The organism is Sphingomicrobium sp. XHP0239, from assembly GCF_039555325.1.
Taxonomy (GTDB): Bacteria; Pseudomonadota; Alphaproteobacteria; order Sphingomonadales; family Sphingomonadaceae; genus Sphingomicrobium; species Sphingomicrobium maritimum.
Genome location: NZ_CP154608.1, coordinates 164,910 through 184,236, shown reverse-complemented (window position 1 = coordinate 184,236; position 19,327 = coordinate 164,910). Strand labels below are relative to the sequence as shown.

The 19,327-nt window shown below is 65.2% G+C and carries 20 protein-coding genes; 13 read left to right on the top strand and 7 right to left on the bottom strand.

Going from position 1 to position 19,327, the window contains the following annotated elements:
* Nucleotides 1-128: 128 nt before the first annotated feature.
* From WJT74_RS00910 to WJT74_RS00895, 4 genes are read right to left on the bottom strand one after another with little or no spacing between them, the layout of a single operon-like run.
* Nucleotides 129-359, bottom strand: a complete 231-nt coding sequence (locus WJT74_RS00910; RefSeq protein ID WP_343345766.1) for a hypothetical protein — start codon at nucleotides 357-359, stop codon at nucleotides 129-131.
* Complete coding sequence (locus WJT74_RS00905) at nucleotides 356-814, bottom strand: PspC domain-containing protein (RefSeq protein WP_343345764.1); 459 nt, start codon at nucleotides 812-814, stop codon at nucleotides 356-358. Before WJT74_RS00905 ends, WJT74_RS00910 begins: the two co-directional genes overlap by 4 nt.
* On the bottom strand, nucleotides 811-1,605 hold the full coding sequence (locus tag WJT74_RS00900; protein ID WP_343345762.1) for a PspA/IM30 family protein: 795 nt from the start codon (nucleotides 1,603-1,605) through the stop codon (nucleotides 811-813). The genes WJT74_RS00905 and WJT74_RS00900 overlap by 4 nt, the downstream gene beginning before the upstream one ends.
* Complete coding sequence (locus tag WJT74_RS00895) at nucleotides 1,598-1,999, bottom strand: hypothetical protein (protein ID WP_343345760.1); 402 nt, start codon at nucleotides 1,997-1,999, stop codon at nucleotides 1,598-1,600. The genes WJT74_RS00900 and WJT74_RS00895 overlap by 8 nt, the downstream gene beginning before the upstream one ends.
* On the opposite strand from WJT74_RS00895, the gene WJT74_RS00890 reads away from it, so the two are divergent.
* The gene (locus tag WJT74_RS00890; RefSeq protein ID WP_343345758.1) at nucleotides 1,983-2,243 is read left to right on the top strand and encodes a hypothetical protein; all 261 of its coding nucleotides are present in this window, start codon (nucleotides 1,983-1,985) and stop codon (nucleotides 2,241-2,243) included. The two genes, WJT74_RS00895 and WJT74_RS00890, sit on opposite strands and share 17 nt — an antisense overlap.
* A gap of 31 nt (nucleotides 2,244-2,274) precedes the next feature.
* On the opposite strand, the gene WJT74_RS00885 is transcribed toward WJT74_RS00890, so the two are convergent.
* Nucleotides 2,275-2,562: a DUF3297 family protein gene (locus WJT74_RS00885; protein WP_343345755.1), complete on the bottom strand. Its 288-nt coding sequence runs from the start codon at nucleotides 2,560-2,562 to the stop codon at nucleotides 2,275-2,277.
* A 105-nt stretch (nucleotides 2,563-2,667) separates the two neighbouring features.
* Between WJT74_RS00885 and WJT74_RS00880 the strand changes: the two genes are divergently transcribed.
* From WJT74_RS00880 to WJT74_RS00865, 4 genes are all read left to right on the top strand, one after another.
* Nucleotides 2,668-6,003, top strand: a complete 3,336-nt coding sequence (locus WJT74_RS00880) for an amidohydrolase family protein (RefSeq protein WP_343345752.1) — start codon at nucleotides 2,668-2,670, stop codon at nucleotides 6,001-6,003.
* A 150-nt stretch (nucleotides 6,004-6,153) separates the two neighbouring features.
* Nucleotides 6,154-7,410 (top strand): 3-methyl-2-oxobutanoate dehydrogenase (2-methylpropanoyl-transferring) subunit alpha, encoded by a 1,257-nt coding sequence (locus WJT74_RS00875; protein WP_343345750.1) that lies wholly within the window; start codon nucleotides 6,154-6,156, stop codon nucleotides 7,408-7,410.
* Nucleotides 7,411-7,419: 9 nt separating this feature from the next.
* A complete protein-coding gene (locus tag WJT74_RS00870) occupies nucleotides 7,420-8,424 on the top strand; it encodes an alpha-ketoacid dehydrogenase subunit beta (RefSeq protein WP_343348220.1) in 1,005 nt (334 codons plus the stop codon).
* Complete coding sequence (locus WJT74_RS00865; protein WP_343345747.1) at nucleotides 8,424-9,719, top strand: dihydrolipoamide acetyltransferase family protein; 1,296 nt, start codon at nucleotides 8,424-8,426, stop codon at nucleotides 9,717-9,719. The genes WJT74_RS00870 and WJT74_RS00865 overlap by 1 nt, the downstream gene beginning before the upstream one ends.
* An 18-nt stretch (nucleotides 9,720-9,737) precedes the next feature.
* Here WJT74_RS00865 and WJT74_RS00860 read toward each other — a convergent pair whose 3' ends face one another.
* Nucleotides 9,738-10,301: an FMN-dependent NADH-azoreductase gene (locus tag WJT74_RS00860; protein WP_343345745.1), complete on the bottom strand. Its 564-nt coding sequence runs from the start codon at nucleotides 10,299-10,301 to the stop codon at nucleotides 9,738-9,740.
* Between the two features lie 95 nt (nucleotides 10,302-10,396).
* Here WJT74_RS00860 and WJT74_RS00855 point away from each other — a divergent pair, with 95 nt between their 5' ends.
* From WJT74_RS00855 to WJT74_RS00820, 8 genes are read left to right on the top strand one after another with little or no spacing between them, the layout of a single operon-like run.
* On the top strand, nucleotides 10,397-10,804 hold the full coding sequence (locus WJT74_RS00855; RefSeq protein WP_343345743.1) for a winged helix-turn-helix transcriptional regulator: 408 nt from the start codon (nucleotides 10,397-10,399) through the stop codon (nucleotides 10,802-10,804).
* A 37-nt stretch (nucleotides 10,805-10,841) separates the two neighbouring features.
* The gene (locus WJT74_RS00850) at nucleotides 10,842-11,801 is read left to right on the top strand and encodes a calcium/sodium antiporter (RefSeq protein ID WP_343345741.1); all 960 of its coding nucleotides are present in this window, start codon (nucleotides 10,842-10,844) and stop codon (nucleotides 11,799-11,801) included.
* Between the two features lie 17 nt (nucleotides 11,802-11,818).
* Nucleotides 11,819-14,134: a transketolase gene (locus WJT74_RS00845; RefSeq protein ID WP_343345739.1), complete on the top strand. Its 2,316-nt coding sequence runs from the start codon at nucleotides 11,819-11,821 to the stop codon at nucleotides 14,132-14,134.
* A 27-nt stretch (nucleotides 14,135-14,161) separates the two neighbouring features.
* Entirely contained in the window at nucleotides 14,162-14,470 is a 309-nt protein-coding gene (locus WJT74_RS00840; protein ID WP_343345737.1) for a hypothetical protein, read from the top strand.
* Nucleotides 14,471-14,487: 17 nt separating this feature from the next.
* On the top strand, nucleotides 14,488-14,937 hold the full coding sequence (locus WJT74_RS00835; RefSeq protein WP_343345734.1) for a MaoC family dehydratase: 450 nt from the start codon (nucleotides 14,488-14,490) through the stop codon (nucleotides 14,935-14,937).
* A complete protein-coding gene (locus WJT74_RS00830) occupies nucleotides 14,934-15,782 on the top strand; it encodes an HpcH/HpaI aldolase/citrate lyase family protein (protein WP_343345731.1) in 849 nt (282 codons plus the stop codon). Before WJT74_RS00835 ends, WJT74_RS00830 begins: the two co-directional genes overlap by 4 nt.
* Nucleotides 15,782-16,279, top strand: coding sequence for a DUF3833 family protein (locus tag WJT74_RS00825; protein ID WP_343345729.1), 498 nt, complete (start codon nucleotides 15,782-15,784; stop codon nucleotides 16,277-16,279). The genes WJT74_RS00830 and WJT74_RS00825 overlap by 1 nt, the downstream gene beginning before the upstream one ends.
* Before the next feature lie 28 nt (nucleotides 16,280-16,307).
* Nucleotides 16,308-17,933 (top strand): MFS transporter, encoded by a 1,626-nt coding sequence (locus tag WJT74_RS00820; protein ID WP_343345727.1) that lies wholly within the window; start codon nucleotides 16,308-16,310, stop codon nucleotides 17,931-17,933.
* A gap of 13 nt (nucleotides 17,934-17,946) precedes the next feature.
* Here the strand turns inward: WJT74_RS00820 and WJT74_RS00815 are convergent, their stop codons facing one another.
* Nucleotides 17,947-19,326 carry an alpha-amylase family glycosyl hydrolase gene (locus WJT74_RS00815; RefSeq protein WP_343345724.1) on the bottom strand — a complete coding sequence of 460 codons (1,380 nt, stop codon included), beginning with the start codon at nucleotides 19,324-19,326 and terminating at the stop codon, nucleotides 17,947-17,949.
* Nucleotide 19,327: the final 1 nt, after the last annotated feature.

Below are 19,327 nucleotides of genomic sequence, written 5' to 3'. Positions count from 1 at the left end.
CTTATGGTGGTGATAGTATATCATTGCAAGATGGTGATCGACCAACGGTTGGTCGCACGCCTCGAATGCAAGAAGGCCCCGGCGTTTCCGCCAAGGCCTTCCGCCGGGAACGGGGATCGATGCGCCGCTTAAGGATCGATCCCTGCCGCGATGGCTTCCAACTTGCGCACCCGCTCTCGAAGGTCGGCAATCTCGATGAGGTTGCCCGTCGGGGCGAATTGCTCGTCGATCTGCCGGTCGAGTTCGAACCGGCGCAGGCTCAGCCATTCGCCGAAGGCCCGCAGGCCGGCGACGGCGATCAGCGCAGTCACCGCCAGCACCGACGTGCCGATGGCGAGAATGGTCGTCGGATCGGTCATTTTTCGTCTCCCTTGCTCCCGGCCGCATCGTCGGCGGTCGCGGCCGGATCTCTGGACACACCCTTCTTGGCGTCGACCTTGGCGCGAAGTTCCTCGATCTCCCGCGCCAGCTTGTCGCTTTCCGCGCTCGAAAGATGCTGGTCGATCGCCATCATCCGCCGGTCGTTGGTATCGAGCTTGGTGCGCATGTCGTGGACCGACCCGCTCTTGGATCGTGAGCGCAACCGGCGTTCGGTGCGGTCGAGCGACGGAATTTCCTTGCGCGCGGCGAAATAGAAGGCTGCCGACACAATGAGATAGGCGACCACGGTCGGCTCCCACTCCACCACGAGAAACATGAAGGCCAGCGCGATGCGCACGAACAGCACGTCGATGCCGAGCCGCTTGGCGGTTTCGCTCGCGCCGCCCAGCAGCATGCGCTTGTCGTCGTTGAATACCTGCTTGACCTTGCTCATCCCTGTTTCCCTTCCTCGGCGCCCGTGCGCTTCTTCTTCAGTTCCTCGAGCGCCAGGTCGACCCGTTCGGCGGCCTTCAGCTCGGCAATTTCCTCTTCCAGCGTCCGGCTCGCCAGCCCCGCCGCTTCGGCCCGGCCCTCGGCAAGGTCGGCGGCGCGTTCCAGTTCCTCGAAGCGAGCGAACGCTTCGCGCGTGCGGCCACCGTAGAGGGTCTCGCGCGCTCTGACCTGGTGCATGGCGCGCTCGATGCGCCCGGCGATCGCGGCCTGCCGCGTGCGCGCCTCGGCGAGCTTGGCCTGCAGCCGCTGAATATCCTGTTCGTAGCCCTTCAGGACCGTCTCGATGTCGTTCATCTCGCTCGTCATGCCGTCCAGCATGTCGGCGATCCGCCCGCGTTCCATCAACGCCTGCCGTGCCAGGTCCTCGCGACCCTTTTCCAGCGCCAGTTCGGCGCGGGCGGTCCAGTCGGCGGCCATCGAATCCAGGCGCTCCTGCGTGGCGCGCATTTCCTTCAGATCCGCGATCGCTCGGGCGGCCGTCGCGCGGGTTTCGCCCAGCACGTCTTCCATCTCGAGGATCATCATGCGGATCATCTTGGCCGGGTCTTCGCTGCGGTCGAGCAGTTCGTTGACGTTGGCCGCAATGATGTCGCGCGCCCGGGTGAAGATCGGTCCGCTCAACAGCGCGCCGGTCTTGCGTACGGGACTGGCCGTGACGGGTCCGCTAACCATCGGTTCGAGGGTGCGGACCCGCTTTTTCGGCTTGGCTTCGATGGGGGTCAGATTAGGCATAGACCGCCTGACCGATCGGCATCGCGTTGAGGTCGCCCGCGGGCATGACCGCCGATCCGACCGCGATGCTGCTCATCAGGAATGCCGCAGCGAGCGCGACGATCCGACGTTGAATGGCACCTTTTTCCATGATTCTTTCCCACTTCCCTTTTTTGTTCGGGCAGCCCGTCATGAACTGCCTGCCAAACAATATGCAGGAGGTGTGCCAGTTGAAAAATGTCAATAAAAACAAAGGCAAGCACGAACCACACCCTGGCATTGGTGGGATTTCCCACACAGATTTGGGGTGCGACGCCAAGTCGAGCCGTGGGGGAGCGAGGAGCTTTGGTGGCGATGATGCGTTGAAGAGGCGAAACGAAAAATCAGGAGTCAAAGCTATGATCAGGAACATCATCACCGCGATCGCAGGCAAGAAAGTTGCCGAGAAGATGGGCGGGGGCGCCGCGGGCGCTGCCGCCGTGGCCGCACTGCCTTTCATCGCCAAGCGCGGGCTCGGGCCGCTCGGCGCTGCACTGACTGCCGGCTGGGTCGCCAAGAAGGCGCTCGACTGGCGCCGTAGGGCCAAGGCCCGCGATGTCGCCTATCCCGATGGCGCGGCGCCGGTAGCGACACCGCCGGCCCAGACCGCGACGCCGTAGGCGTCAGACCTTCGACAAAACAAAAAGGCGATCAGTCCTCGGACGGGTCGCCTTTTTCCTGTTCGTCCTCGAGATAGGGTTCGACCTTGCCTTTCAGCTTGACCGTCATCGGATTGCCGAAACGGTCCCGGCTCTTGCCCGCGGCGATGCGGATCCAGCCTTCGGACAGGCAATATTCCTCGACCCCGACCTTTTCCTGGCCGTTGAACTTGATGCCCACGCCGCGTTGCAGCAGCTCGCCGTTGAAGTGCGCGCTCTTGGGATCCATCGAGAGCCGGTCGGGCAGCTCGGTCTTCTTGGGGGTGTCGTTTTCGCTCATGGCCCTGCGCTAGCGCCACCCTGCCGCCGCCGTCAATTGTGCCGATTGCCAAGCGGGCGCGGCCTCGCCCATAACGCTGCCCGAGAAAACCGGGAGCTTACCATCATGTCCATCCGCCTCGCCCTTCTGATCGGGTCCGCCTTCATCGCCACCCCCGCCCTCGCGCAGGACAGTGACGAGCCTACGCCCGAACAGGGTCCGCCGGTCGAACCGCTGATGGAGGACATGCCGACGGGCGAACCTGCCGCCGAAGCACCCGAGAACGACAGCTGGGACGTCGCGCAGATGCGCGGAAGCGGCGACATGGTGAACCTCGACGTCACCGAAGGCACGTGGATGAGCCTCGACGTCAGCCCCAACGGCAGCGAGATCGTGTTCGATCTGCTGGGCGATCTCTATCTGCTGCCCATCGAAGGCGGCGACGCGGTGCCGATCGCGACCGGTCACCAGTGGGACATGCAACCCGTCTTCTCCCCGGACGGGAGCGAGATCGCCTTCACGTCCGACCGCGGTGGCGGCGACAATCTGTGGGTGATGAACCGCGACGGCACGAGCCCCCGGCAGGTGTCGGACGAAAGTTTCCGCCTCCTGACCCAGCCCGAATGGACGCCCGACGGCGACTATGTCGTGGGTCGAAAACACTTCACCTCGGCCCGCAGCCTCGGCGCGGGCGAGATGTGGCTCTATGCCGCATCCGGCACCGGCGACGGCGTCCAGATGACGCAGAAGCGCACCGATCAGAAGGATACCGGCGAACCCGCTTTCAGCCCCGACGGACGCTACATGTACTATTCGGACGATGCGACGCCCGGGGACACGTTCGAATATTCCAAGGACGTCAACGGCCAGATCTATGTGATCCGTCGGCTCGACCGCGAAACGGGCGACATCGACACGATCGTCTCCGGCCCCGGCGGCGCGATCCGCCCGACGCCTTCGCCCGACGGCAGCAAACTCGCCTTCGTCCGCCGTATCCGCTACCAGTCGACGCTGATGGTGATGGACCTCGAGAGCGGCCGCATCACTCCCGTCACCGACCAGCTCGACCGCGACATGCAGGAAACCTGGGCGGTGCACGGCGTCTATCCGCACATGGCCTGGACCCCCGACAGCGAGGACATCGTCTTCTGGGGCAAGGGCGGGATCCAGCGCGTCAACGTCGCCAGCCACGACGTGCGCGAAATCCCGTTCCGCGTTCAGGGCCAGCGCTGGGTCGCCGATGCGGTCCGCAACCAGAAGCGCATCGGCCAGCCGACCTTCGAGACCAAGGCGCTCCGCTTCACGACGGTGAACCCGTCGGGCGACAGCGTGGTGTTCGAGGCGCTCGGAAAGCTTCACCTGCGCGACCTGCGTTCGGGCAGCACCCGCGCACTGACCCCCGACACCGACACGATGCAGAGCTATCCGACCTTCTCGCGCGACGGACGCCAGCTCGCGTGGGTGGAATGGGACGACGACGATCTCGCGCGGATTCGTGTCGCCCGCGCCGACGGCAGCCGCGCCCGCACGCTCAACATCGGAACCGGCCATTTCGTCGAACCGACCTTCTCTCCCGACGGCGAGCATCTCGTCTATCGCAAGACGGGCGGCGGCTATATCACCAGCCCGCTCTATTCGACCGAACCCGGCATCTATCGCGTCCCCCTATCGGGCGGCGAGCCGATGCTGGTCAGCGAAGGCGGGACCGACCCGCAGTTCGGTGCCGATCCCAACCGGCTCTATTATCTCACCGGCCGCGACGACAAGTTCATCCTCCAGTCGATCCTTCTCGACAGCCGCGAGCGGCAGGATCACCTGTCGAGCGACAATGCGGGCGACTATCGCATCGCGCCCGACGACGCATTCGTCGCCTGGACCGAACGGTTCCAGACCTACGTCCTTCCCTTCGCCAAGACCGGCCGCACGCTCGACGTCTCCCCGGGCGGCGGCGCCCTGCCGCAGGCGCAGGTCACCAAGGACGTCGGCGACTGGGTGCACTGGTCCGCCGACGGCGACACGCTCTACTGGTCCGAAGGTCCGACGCTCTATCGCCGCGACATCGCCGCGATCGCCGATCTCGAAGCGCCCGAGGGAGATCAGGAAACGGTCGAGGGCATTCGCGTCGCCGATCTCGCCATCACCGCACAGACCGATCTGTCCGACGAGACCTATGTCCTGTCGGGCGCGCGGATCATCACGATGAACGGCGACGAGGTCATCGAAAACGGCGCGGTCATGGTCGACAACGGCCGCATCGCCGCCGTCGGCCCGCTGGCCGCGATGAGCTGGGCGCAGGGAACCGAGGTCATCGATGTCACCGGCAAGACCATCATCCCCGGCATTTTCGATGCGCACTGGCACGGACCGATGGGCGCTGGCCTCACCATCCCGCAGCAGAACTGGGCCCACGCCGCCAGCCTGGCGCACGGGGTCACGACGGTCTGGGATCCCTCGAACAACAGCTACACCGTCTTCGCGGCGGGCGAATATCAGCGCGCCGGACGGATCGTTGCGCCGCGCATCTATTCGACCGGCACGATCCTCTACGGCGCCACTACCCCGTTTACCGCCAAGATCGATACGGTCGACGACGCGCTCTCGCACCTGCGCCGGCTGAAGGCGATGGGCGCATGGAGCGTGAAGAGCTACAACCAGCCTCGCCGCGACCAGCGCCAGATGGTTCTCGAAGCCGCCCGTCGGCTCGAGATGGACGTGATGCCCGAAGGCGGCAGCCTGTTCATGCACAACATGACGATGGTCGCCGACGGCCATACCACCATCGAACATGCGCTGCCCGTGCAGATTATCTATGACGACGTGCTGCAGATGTGGGGATCGAAGGACAGTCCCAAGACCGCCTACACCCCGACCCTCAACGTCGCCTACGGCGGCCCTTGGGGCGAATTGTGGTGGTATCAGACGACGAACGTCTGGGCCGATCCCATTCTCAACAAATGGGTACCGCGCGGTTCGCTCGACGCCTCTGCGCGACGCGGGGTCTTCTTCCCCGAAAGCGAGAACAACCTCGAACTGGTCGCCGCGCAGGCGAAGAAGCTCGAGGAACGGGGCGTCTACACCAACATCGGCGCCCACGGACAGCGCGAGGGCCTCGGCGCGCACTGGGAGATGTGGAGCTACGCGCTGGGCGGCATGAGCAATCATGACGCGCTGCGCACTGCGACCATGTATCCGGCGCTCACGATGGGGCTCTCGCAGGATCTCGGTTCGATCGAACCGGGCAAGCTCGCCGACCTCGTCGTTCTCGACGCCAATCCGCTCGAGAACATCCGCAATACCGCGACCGTCAACATGGTGATGCAGGACGGCAAGCTCTACGACAGCAACCTGCGCATCGTCGCGGGCGGGGAAGGTGGCGTCGATCCCTTCTGGTTCCAGCAGGAGGCGGGCGCGGCCTACACCGCGACAGCGGCGACCGATACGCACACGCACGGAGAGCATTGAGGCACACCGACGCCCAAACGTCCGAAGCACACTGCGGTCGGCCGAGCCACGCGCCCCGCCCTCTCTTGAGGCCGGGGCGTTTGGCGTTTAGGGGGACGGGCAAAGGATCGCCGCCCGCTTTTCCGGCGTTGGCGGCAGGAGAGGACATTCATGGCACGAGAAGAGCGCGCCAACCGCCCGGCGCTGAAACTGCACGTTCCCGAGCCGCCCTATCGGCCCGGCGACACGCCCGATTATTCGCACCTCGAGGTGCCCGCCGCGGGCAGCGCGCCGCGCCCCGACACGGCCTGCGACGACAAGGACACGATCCCGCTCGCGACCCAACTGGTCCGCGTTCTCGACGACGATCACCAGGCGGTCGGGCCGTGGGACCCCAAGCTCGACCCCGAAGTGTTGCGCAAGATCCTCAAGGACATGGTCACGGTCCGCATCTTCGACGATCGCATGTACCGCGCTCAGCGGCAGGGAAAGACCAGCTTCTACATGAAGTGCACGGGCGAGGAGGCGATCGCGACCTCCGCCGCCGCCGCGATGGACATGGAGGACATCCATTTCCCGACCTATCGCCAGCAGGGCCTGCTGGTCTCGCGCGGCTATCCGCTCGAAAAGATGATGTGCCAAATCTATTCGAACAGCGGCGATCACATGAAGGGCCGCCAGCTGCCGATCATGTATTCGGACAAGGAAAAGGGCTTCTTCTCCATTTCCGGCAACCTCGCGACGCAGTTTCCGCAGGCCGTCGGCTGGGCGATGGCGAGCGCGATCAAGGGCGACAGCCGCATCGCGATGGGCTGGATCGGCGACGGCGCGACGGCGGAAGGCGACTTTCACGCCGCGATGACCTTCGCGTCGGTATACCAGGCGCCCGTCATCCTCGCCTGCGTCAACAACCAGTGGGCGATCTCGAGCTTCTCCGGCATCGCGGGCGCCGAACAGGCGACCTTCGCCAGCCGCGCAATCGGATATGGTATCGCCAGCCTGCGCGTCGACGGCAACGATGCGCTCGCGGTCTACGCCGCCACCCGCTGGGCCGCCGAACGGGCACGATCGAACCACGGTCCGACCTTCATCGAATATTTCACCTATCGCGCCGAGGGACACAGCACGTCCGATGACCCCACGGGCTATCGTCCGAAGGAAGAGAGCGAGAACTGGCCGCTGGGCGATCCCATCGAGCGGTTGAAGGCGCACCTGATCGGCCTCGGCGAATGGGACGACGAGCGTCATGGCGCGATGGAGGAGGAGCTCTCCGCCACCGTCCGCGCCGCGCAGAAGGCCGCCGAGAAACGCGGCGTCCTGTCGGATCAGGGCGACGAGGGACGCGAAACGATGTTCGAGGACGTGTATGCCGAGATGCCCTGGCATATCGCCGAACAGCGCGACGCCGCGCTGAAGGAGGGCAAGTAGATGCCGGTCATGAACATGATCCAGGCGCTCAACGATGCGCACAAGGTCGCGATGCGCGCCGACGATGACGTCGTCGTCTTCGGCGAGGATGCGGGCTATTTCGGCGGCGTGTTCCGTGTCACCGCGGGCCTGCAGGAAGAATTCGGTAAGCAGCGCGCGTTCGACGCGCCGATCAGCGAGAACGGCATCGTCGCCACCGCGGTCGGCATGGCCGCCTACGGCCTCAAGCCCTGCATCGAGATCCAGTTCGCCGACTATATCTACCCCGGCTACGACCAGATCGTCAGCGAAGTCGCCAAGATGCGCTATCGCACCGCCGGCGAATGGCCGATGCCGATGGTCATCCGCTCGCCCTACGGCGGCGGCATCTATGGCGGCCAGACGCACTCGCAGTCGCCCGAAAGCCTCTTCACCCACATCGCCGGCATCAAGACGGTCATTCCGTCCGACCCCTACGACGCCAAGGGCCTGCTGCTCGCGGCGATCGAGGACCCCGATCCGGTCGTCTTCTTCGAGCCCAAGCGCATTTACAACGGCCCCTTCTCGGGCCACCACGACAAGCCGGTCGCGCCGTGGAGCAAGCATCCGCGCGCCGAGGTGCCGGAGGGGCATTACACCGTCGAGATCGGCAAAGCCCGTATCGCCCGCGAAGGCGCCGCGCTGACCGTGCTTGCCTACGGCACGATGGTCCATGTCGCGCTCGCCGCGATGGAAGAAGCCGATGTCGATGCCGAGATCATCGACCTGCGCACGCTCGTCCCCCTCGACATCGAAACGATCGAGGCTTCCGTGAAGAAAACCGGTCGCTGCCTCATCGTCCATGAGGCGCCGCGGACCTCGGGCTTCGGCGCCGAACTGTCCGCGCTGGTGACCGAACGCTGCTTCTATCACCTCGAAGCGCCGGTCGAGCGCGTGACGGGCTGGGATACGCCCTACCCGCACAGCTACGAATGGACCTATTTCCCCGGGCCTGCCCGGATCAAGAACGCACTACAGAAAGTGATGGCGGACTGATGGCGACCTTCAACTTCAAGCTCCCCGACATCGGCGAAGGCATCGCCGAGGCCGAGATCGTCGAATGGCACGTCGCGGTCGGCGACGTGATCGAGGAAGACGCCCATCTCGCCGACATGATGACCGACAAGGCCACCGTCGAGATGGAAAGCCCCGTCGCGGGCAAGGTGGTGAAGCTTGCCGGCGAGGTCGGCGACCAGATCGCGATCGGTTCGGTGCTGGTCGAGATCGAGACCGAGGGCGACGCCCCGGCTCAGGAAGACGCCCCCTCCGCCGATGCCTCCCCCGATGTCGAGGACGCATCGGAGGAAGAGCCCATCGCGGACGGCGCCGAACCTCTCAACAAGGAGCAGGAGGAGGCCCTCCCCGGTCTCGACACCGACGAGGATGCCGAGCCTCCCGTGCCGCAACCGCGGGACGAACCCGAAGGCGAGCCGCAGGCGAAGGTCCTAGCCAGCCCCACGGTCCGCAAGCGCGCCACCGATCTCGGCATCGACCTCACGCAGGTCAAGACGACCTCCGACCGCATCCGCCACGGCGATCTCGACGCCTATCTTCTCTACAACGGCGGCAGCGTCTCGCACGGCGCCACCGCGCCCCGCGCCGACGAACAGATCAAGGTCGTCGGCATGCGCCGCAAGATTGCGGAGAACATGCAGGCCGCCAAGCGCCGCATCCCGCATTTCACGCTGGTCGATGAATTCGACGTCACCGCGCTTGAGGAAACGCGCGCGATGATGAACCAGGATCGCGGCGACAAGCCCAAGCTTACCGTCCTTCCGTTCCTGATCGTCGCCATGGCTCGCGCGCTGCCCGACTTCCCGATGCTCAACGCGACCTACGACGACGATGCGAACGTCGTCACGCGACACGGCAAGATGCATCTTGGCATGGCCGCGCAGACCGATGCGGGCCTGATGGTTCCCGTCATCAAGGACGCGCACGGCAAGACCGTCTGGCAGCTGGCTGCCGACATCAATCGTCTCGCCGAGGAAGCGCGTTCGGGCAAGATCGCCCGCGACGACCTTCAGGGTGCGACCATCTCGCTTAGCTCGCTCGGCCCGATGGGCGGCATCACTTCGACGCCGGTCATCACGCCTCCGCAGGTCGCGATCATCGCGGTCAACAAGATGCAGGAACTGCCCGTCATCGAGGGCGATGAACTGGTCGCGAAGAAGAAGATGAACCTCTCGCTGTCATGCGACCATCGCGTCGTCGACGGATGGGACGCGGCAAGCTTCCTCCAGCATCTGCGAACCTTCATCGAGAACCCGATCCGGCTCCTGAGTGCCTAGAGTCGCGCAGAGGCGGCCCTAGGCCGGCTCGAGCTCTTTCTTGCCCACCAGCTGGTCGATCGCCTGCTTCGCCTCCGCGATCGCCTCGGCCTTCGCGTCCTCGCTGATGGCCAGCCCGCGCGCTTCCACGATCTCGGGTTCGATGCCGAGGAAGTTGAGGAACGCCTTCACATAGCTCTTGTTGTGCTCGAACGCGTGCCCGTCGTCGTAATTGCCGCCCGACGCGATCGCGACGATGGCGCGCTTGTCGGACAGGAGACCCTGGGGTCCGTCCTCAGTGTAGCGGAACGTCTCGCCCGCCATCGCGATACGGTCGAACCAGGACTTGAGCTGCGTCGGCACCGTGAAATTGTAGGTCGGCGCTCCGATCACGAACAGGTCGATGTCCTTGACCTGTTCGACATAGCGGTTGGGTTCGGGGCGCCCGTCCTCAAGATGCGGGATCGTGTCGGCGTCGAGATCGAGACGAATTACCTCGGCGTCCGGATACGCCTCGTTGAGCTGGCGCATCGCGTGCGCGGTCAGTTCGCGCGTGACGCTGTCTGCACCGGTCGTGCTGCTATCGATATGGAGGATCTTCATAAGGGGTCGCTTTCTTGGTTACCGTTTGATACCTAGACGCACATCGTACCCATCTGTTCCCGCTTCAAGACGGCACTTTTCTGGAGGTAAGGCACATGGCTGATACCGCGATCGCTTCGAACGAGGTCGACCAGCCGCTCGAACATCTTCATCTTGCCGGGTGCAAGAATGTGGCGCCCGTGCTCAATCGCGTCGGCGACAAATGGTCGATGCTAATCGTGATGGTGCTTGCGACCGGCGACCGGCGCTTTTCCGAACTGAAGCGCGAGATCGACGGCATTTCGCAGCGTATGCTGACGCGCAGTCTACGCGGCCTCGAACGCGACGGACTGGTCGACCGCACCGTCACCGCCTCGATCCCGCCGCGCGTCGATTATGCGCTGACCGATCTCGGTCGCTCGCTCACCGCACCCGTCAAGGCACTGGGCGACTGGGCGATCGAACATATCGACTGCATTCGCGCGGCCCAGTCCCGCTACGACGCGCGCGAGGACGAAGTTTAGGGGCGCAATGACATTTGCGGTTGGCTAAAGGCGGGCCATGACCATCACGCTGCTCATCCTCGCCGGCCTCGTCGCCCTCGCCCTCGGGGGCGAATTTCTCGTCCGCGGCACCGTCGGACTGGCGCGTCGAATGGGCGTGTCTCCGTTGCTCGCGGGTCTGGTAATCGTCGGCTTCGGCACGTCGGCGCCCGAACTGGTAACGAGCCTTCAGGCCGCCACCACCGGCTCTCCCGCCATCGCGGTCGGGAACGTCATCGGCTCGAATATCGCCAACATCCTCCTGATCCTCGGCGTCAGCGCGACGATCATTCCGCTCCCCATCGCCCCGCCCGCCTTCTACCGCGACGGCTTCGCGCTCAGCATGGCCACCCTGGGCGTGTTGGCGGGGGTGCTGCTCGGCGGATTCGACCGCCTGTCGGGCATCCTGCTTGTCATGATGCTGGTGACTTACGTCATCGCCGCCTACATCACCGACAAGGACCGCCACGATACCGAGGCGGAGCGGCACGAGCGCAACCAGGCGCAGAAGCCCGATACCAAGCGCGCGCTGTTCGCGCTCATCGCCATGACCGCGGGCGGCATCGTGGGGGTCGTTTTCGGCGCACAATGGCTGATCGAAGGCTCGGTCACGCTCGCGCGCGGGTTCGGCATTTCCGAGGCAGTGATCGGGCTCACCATCGTCGCGGTCGGCACCAGCCTGCCCGAACTGGTCGCCTGCGTCGCCGCCGCGCTCAAGAAGGAGCCCGACGTTGCCTTGGGCAACATCGTCGGTTCGGGCATTTACAACATCTTCGGTATCCTCGGCATCACCGCCGCGATCGTCCCGCTTCCCGCCCCAGCCGAAATCGCCGCCTTCGACATCTTCGTCCTTACCGGCATTACCGCGCTGCTGATGCTATTCCTGCGCACGGGTTGGACGATCAGCCGACGCGAGGGTGCGATCTTCGTCCTCGCCTATGTCGCCTACGTCGCCTGGCAGTTGGCGGGCGCGCTTTAAGTCCCTAGGCCAAACGCATGACCACGCCCGACATCGCCGCCCTTTCCGCGCTCGACGAGCGCCTGCGCTGGCTCGCCAGCTGGACGATCCACCACGCCAACCACGTCCGTCCCAAGGCCGACGGGGTGAAGGTCGGCGGGCATCAGGCGTCTTCCGTCTCGATCAGCGCAATCATGACCGCGCTCTATTTCGACGCGCTCGGCCCCAACGACCGCGTCGCGGTCAAGCCGCACGCCGGGCCGATCCTGCACGCGATCCACTATCTGATGGGCTCGCAGAGCCGTGAAAATCTCGAGAATTTCCGCGGCCTCGGCGGCGCGCAGAGCTACCCCAGCCGCACCAAGGACGCGATCCCCGTCGATTTCTCGACCGGCAGCGTGGGCCTCGGCGTCGCCATCACGCTCTTCTCCTCGCTGATCCAGGATTATCTGACTGCGCGCGATCGGGTCGCGCCCGACGATCGCGGTCGTTTCGTCGCGTTGATCGGCGATGCCGAACTCGACGAAGGCAATATCTACGAGGCCATCATCGAGGGCGCCAAGCATGACGTGCGCAACCTGTGGTGGATCGTCGACTACAACCGGCAGAGCCTCGACGCGACCAGTGCCGACCGGATGTTCGAGAGGTTCGACGAGATTTTCTCCGCCTGCGGCTGGCGGGTGGTGGAGCTTCGCTACGGCAAGAAGCTCGAGGCGGCGCTGGACGCCGAGGGCGGCAAGGCCATCCGCGACTGGCTCGATACGCTCCCCAACGCCGATCTCTCCGTCCTCCACTATCAGGGCGGCGAAAAATGGCGCGAGCGGATCGCCGCCGACCTCGGGAAAAAGGCCGAAACCTTCCTCGACGCCTACGACGACGAGCGCCTCTTAGACCTGATGCACGACCTTGGCGGCCACTGCCTCGAAACGCTGACCGAAGCGTTCGCGGACGCTTCGAAGGACGATATCCCGACCTTCTTCATCGCCTGGACGATCAAGGGCTATGGCCTGCCCTTCGCGGGCCACAAGGACAATCACGCGGGCCTGATGAACCCGACGCAGATCGCCGAATGGCGCGAACAACTCGGCATCGAAGAGGGGGCAGAATGGGACCGCCTCGCCGGGCTTTCCGACAACCTGTCGCCCAAGGTCGAGGCGCTGATCGAGAATGCCCGCATCCAGCGCGAGAAGAAGCCGCGCACCTTCGGCACCGTCACCATCCCCGCCATCCCAGCGCCCGAGGGCAAGGAACAGGCGACGCAAGCTGCCTTCGGCCGGATTCTCATGGATCTGTCGAAGGGGGGCAGCGACCTCGCCGACCGCGTCCTCACGACGTCCCCCGACGTGACGGTCTCGACCAACCTCGGCGGCTGGGTGAACCAGCGCGGCCTGTTCAAGCGCCGCGACATGGAAGACGTCTTCGCCAACGCCAGAATTCCCAGTGCACAGAAATGGGCCGCGACGCAGGCAGGCCAGCATATCGAACTCGGCATCGCCGAATCCAATCTGTTCCTGATGCTCGCCGCCGCGGGTCTTGCGGGCGACCAGTACGATCACCGGCTCTTCCCCATCGGGACGCTCTACGACCCCTTCATCGCGCGGGGTCTCGATGCGCTCAATTACGGTTGCTACCAGGATGCGCGCTTTCTCCTCGTCGCCACGCCGTCGGGCCTCACGCTTGGCTCGGAAGGTGGCGCGCACCAGTCGATCAACCCGCCACTGATCGCGATGGGTCAGCCGGGGCTTCGCCACTACGAACCCGCCTTCGCCGATGAACTGGCCGCGATGATGGAGCATGCCTTCCGCCTCATCGACGCCGAGGATGGCGAAAGCACCTATCTGCGCCTATCGACCCGCCCGATCCAGCAGGTCGCGCGCGAGGACGACGGGTGGAAACAGGGGGCGCTCGACGGAGGCTACTGGCTCCACACGCCCCAGCCGAACGCCGACGCCGCGATCGTCGCGATGGGCGCCCTCCTCCCCGAAGCGATCGCTGCCCACGACGAGCTGAAGGACGAGCTGCCGGGCCTCGGCCTTCTGGTGGTCACCTCGCCCGACCTGCTCCACCGTGGATGGACCGCGGCGCAGAAGGCGCGCTGGCAGGGTCGCCACGAACCCAGCCACATCGCCCGCCTGCTCGAGCCGCTCTCGCGCCGAGCGGGGCTCGTCACGCTGTGCGACGCTGCGCCCGCATCGTTGAGCTGGCTCGGCGGGGTCGCGGGTCACCGCGTCGCGCCGCTCGGTGTCGAACAGTTCGGCCAGACCGGCAGCCTCGCCGATCTCTACGCTCGCTATCGCCTCGACCAGGCCGCGATCACCGAGAGCGTCGCCGAACTGCTCCTCACGACCTCTTAACCCTTTCCGCTTAATCGCGGACAAGTGATGACCCGAATCCCCGACAAGCTCGACCATTCGCTCGCCGCCGAGATCGAGGAAGCGCGCAAGCTTCTCGACGTGATGGGCGATGCGCTGTCGGCGGACATCGACGTCATCACCAACCATTGCACCAGCCTGCAGACGATCGACATCGTGATGCAGATGCTCGGCCACATCGCCAATGTCGTTCGTTCGGAGAACCGCTGCGAAACCGTCGATGGCATCGGGATGCACGATCTGAAGATGAAGCTACTGCCCGCCGCGCTCGAGGCCGCGCGCCGATCGCGCGAGGCGGCTTGCGACAAGGCTGCCTAGCGCCTACCCACGGCGCCATGTCCGGACGTTTCTTCGATGAGTGGCAGGTCGGCGACACTGTCCGCCATCCGATCACCCGCACGGTGACCGAGACCGACAATCTCCTCATCACCACGCTCACCCACAATCCGCAGCCGCTGCATCTCGATCACGAGGTCGCCGGCCAGACCGAATTCGGCCGACCGCTGGTCAACAGCTGTTTCACCTTCTCGCTCGCCGTCGGCATTTCGGTCGCGGAAACGACCCTCGGCACGCTCGTCGCGAACCTCGGATACGACGCGCTCAAGTTTCCCAGGCCCGTGTTCGTCGGCGACACGCTGCGGATCGAAAGCGAAGTGACGGCGCTGCGCGAAAGCAACTCGCGCCCCAACGCCGGCATCGTCACCTGGGAACACCGGGCCTACAACCAGTCGGACGAACTGGTGCTCAGTTTCTCCCGCTCCGCGCTGCTCAAGAAATCGGCATGAGCGAGCACAGCCTCCCCCCGCCGCGCAGCTGGCTGTTCGTCCCCGCCGACAGTCCAAAGAAGGTAGAGAAGGCGCTGCTCGGCACGGCCGACGCGATCATCTTCGATCTCGAGGACAGCGTCGCGCCGTCGAACAAGGCCTACGCCCGCGACGTCCTCAAATCGCTCGGCGACCGGAAGGACGGACCGCGCTGGTGGGTACGCATCAATCCCCTGTTCGCGCCCGAACATCGCGAGGACATCAAGCTGTTCGGCAAGGCCGCGTTCGAAGGTCTGGTCCTTCCGAAGGCCGAAAGCGCCGACGATCTGGAACATCTTGCCCATTCGACCGGCAACATCCCGATCCACGCGATCGTCACCGAGACTCCCGCCAGCCTCTTCAACCTCGGCACCTATGCCGCAAGCCAGGCGCCGCTGAAGGCGATGAGCTGGGGCGCGGAAGACCTGTCCGCCGCGCTCGGCGCGCGCAGCAAGTATGATGCGGACGGCAATCTCGGTTTCACGTTCCGACTTGCCCGCTCGCTATGCCTCGCCGGCGCGGTCGCGGCGGGCGCGCAGCCGGTCGACGGGGTCCATACGGATTTCCGCAACCTCGATGCGTTGAAGGAAGAAGCCCGCGCCGCCGCATCCGAGGGCTTCACCGGCAAGCTCGCGATCCACCCTGACCAGGTCGACATCATCAACGCCGCCTTCACGCCCTCCGATGTCGAGGTCGCGCGCGCGAAAGCCATCGTCGATGCCTTCGCGGCGCAGCCCGATGCGGGCGTTCTCGACGTCGGCGGCAAGATGGTCGACCGCCCGCACCTCACGCAGGCCGAGACCCTCCTCACCCGCGCCCGGCGCTGATGCGCCTCGCCGCCATTCCGCTGGCCTTTGCGCTGGCCGCCTGTCTGCCGGCGGTGGACCTTCCAGAGGAAGCGGAGACGCCCCGGCTCGACCCGATCGCCTTTTTCGAGGGCCAGACCGAGGGTAGCGGCACGCTGGTGCTGGTCACGGGCAAGACCCACCGGATCGACGTCGAAAGCGAGGGAACGCTGCGCCCCGACGGCAGCCTCGAACTCGTCCAGCGGATCAGCGAAGGCGACAAGCCCGCGCGCACCCGGACATGGATCATGACCGACGAGGGCGATGGTCGCTACGGCGGCAGCCTTACCGATGCGGTCGGCGAGGTCGAGGCGTATACCGACGGCAACCGCATGACGATCCGTTACGAGACCGAAGGCGAGCGCATCGAGCAGACCCTCGCGCTGGAGCCCGACGGCACCACCGTCCGCAACCGCCTCGACGCCTACAAATGGGGCTTGAATGTCGCACGATTGGACGAGACAATCGTCAAGCAGTGAGACCTGAAGAGGGGCCCGGGGGGGATTCATGAGTGACACCGCAATCGCCGAAGCCAGGCCGAAGCACCGGCCATGGTCGATGAAACGCGTCGTGATCGCATCCTCAGCGGGCACTGCGTTCGAATGGTACGATTTCTTCATCTTCGGCGCGCTCGCCAGCACCATCGGGCAGGTCTTCTTCGCGGGCCTCGGTGAGACCGCGGGGGTCATCGCGGCGCTCGGCCTGTTCGCCGCGGGTTTCGCCTTCCGTCCGTTGGGCGCGATCATCTTTGGCGCCATGGGCGACCGGGTGGGGCGCAAGGCGACGTTTCTCACCACCGTCAGCCTGATGGGCGGCGCGACCTTCGCGATCGGCGTGCTGCCCACCTATGCGCAGGCGGGCATCGTCGCGCCGATCCTGCTCATCATCCTGCGCATCTGCCAGGGAACGGCGTTGGGCGGCGAATATGGCGGCGCGGCCATCTACGTCGCCGAACATGCCGACGACGACAAACGCGGTGCGGCCACCGGATGGATCCAGTCCTCCGCCGCCTTCGGCCTCGTCGCCGCGCTGCTCGTCATCTATTTTACGCGCACGACCGTGGGCGAAGAAGCCTTTCTCGAGTGGGGCTGGCGCATCCCCTTCCTCGTCAGCGTGCTCCTCTTGCTCATCAGCGTCTGGATGCGGCTCAAGCTCTCCGAGAGCCCCGCCTTCCAGAAGCTTCAGGCCGAGAACCAGGTCACCAAGACCCCGCTCCGCGAAGCGTTCGCCGAGAAGGAAAGCCTCAAGAAGGTGCTTACCGCCTTCTTCGCCTTCATGGCGGCGCAGGGCGCGCTCTGGTATTGCGCCTTCTTCTACGTCCAGGTGTTCCTCGAACGAAACCTCGGCGTGCCGGGGGCAGAGGTGAACTGGATCATCCTCACCGTCACCCTCGTCTCCGCGCCGCTTTACGTCTTTTTCGGCTGGCTGTCGGACCGCCTCGGTCGAAAGCCCGTCATGGTCGGCGGCATGATCCTCGGCCTTCTCGCCTTCTACCCGGGCTTTCAGGCAATCACTCAGGCCGTGAACCCGCGTATGGCCACCGCGCTTGAGCAATCGCCCGTGATCCTCGATACGCAGCTGTCCGGTTGCTCCTTCCAGTTCGATCTGATCGGCACCGCCGATTATACCACCGACTGCGACCTCGCGAGCCGAGCGATCATCGAGAGCGGCGTAAGCTACGAACGGTACGACAGCATGGACGGCACGACGACCGTCTGCGTCGGCGATACGACGCTCTATCCGGATGCCGACGGCACGATCAGCCGCAACGAACTCGACGCGGCGTTGTTCGACGCAGGCTATCCCGCCGCCGCCGATCCGCAAGAGATCGACCATGCGACGCTCTATTTCTGGCTGATCGTCTTCACCGTCGCCGCGACCGCCCTCTATGGACCCCAGGCCGCCGCGCTGGTCGAGATGTTTCCCACCCGAACACGCTATACCGCGATGAGCCTGCCGTATCACATCGGCACCGGTTGGGTCGGCGGCTTCCTGCCCGTCACCGCCTTCGCGATCGTCGCCGCGACCGGCGATATCTACGCCGGGCTATGGTATCCGATCTTCTTCGTCGCGCTCAGCGTCGTCTGTTCGCTGCTCTTCTGGCGCGAAAAGCCCGGTCAGCCGCTCCACTAGTGCCGATCGCCGCCTAGCGGTCGAGCCGGGAGAAAATTCGCGTCGACCAGGGCGAAAGCCCCAGCTCTTTCCCTTCTCCCATGGATACCGGCGCGGGCCGCAGCGCTTCGGGCGTATCGTCGTAATGTTCGATCCACGTCCCCGCCTCGGCAAAGTCGGACAGGGTGACGGTCACAGCCTCGGCCGAATAGTTCTGCAGCACCATGACGGCATCCGCCTCGTTCGCGCGAACGAAGCTGAACACCCGCTCCTCGTCCGAATTGCCGACCCGGGTCATGGGCGCGCCCCACGGCGCGTTGTGCAGCGACGTATATTGCGTTCGCAGAGCGATCAGGTCGCGGAACAGCGTGTCGTGCGGATGGTCCTGCCACACGATCGGATCCCTCTCGAAGAATTCCAGCCGTTTGTTCAGCCCCGCTTCCTGCCCGTTGTAGATGAGCGGAATGCCCTTCGCGAGAAACGTCAGCGCGATGGCATTCTCCAACGCCGGTCCCAACCGCTCGCGGGCCGGTCCGGCCCAGGCATTCTCGTCGTGGGTCGAAGTGAAGATCATCCGCTGCGCACCGCTCGGCCATTCGACCCCCTGGTCCTCGTACAGGCCCCAGATCGTGTCCGCCGTCTCCTCGCCGCGGCCCAGTTTCTGAAGATGCTTTTCCCACTCCCAGAAATAGGTCGCGTCGAACTGCTCGTGCAGGTCGCGATCCTCATACTCGGCCAGCATCCAGACGGGCTTGATCGCGTCCAGCTCGGCACTCGCGCGGGTCCAGAACGGCTTGGGAAGGAACCCCGCCACATCGGCACGATACCCGTCCACGTCCGCCTCGCGGACCCAATAGGACAAAGCGTCGATCATCGCGTCGTGAACGCCCTGCTGGGTATAATCCAGCACCACGATATCGGTCCAACCGAACGGGCTGATGAGCCCCCCGTCGTCGGTGCGCTGATACCATTCAGGGTGTTCCTCGACCCACGGGTGGTCCCACGCCGTATGGTTGGCGACCCAGTCGAGAATGACTTTCATCCCCTGTGCGTGCGCGGCATCGACGAAGTTCTTGAAGTCGTCGAGATCGCCGAACTCGGGGTTCACGCCCTTGTAGTCCAGCACCGAATAAGGGCTGCCGAGCGATCCCTTGCGCTCGACCGTCCCGATGGGATGGATCGGCATGAGCCAAAGGATGTCGACGCCCATTTCCGCCAGCCGCGGCAATTCCGCCTCGGCGGCTGCGAACGTCCCTTCCGCCGTGAACTGCCGCGTATTGATCTGATAGATCACCGCATCGCGGGACCAGTCGACATGGGTCCGACCCGCCCAGGGATCGATCGTTTGCGCGTTCGCGGCGACCGGGGCCGCGATCATCGCCAGCAGGGCGCCGGCCGCCATCAATTTCCCCATC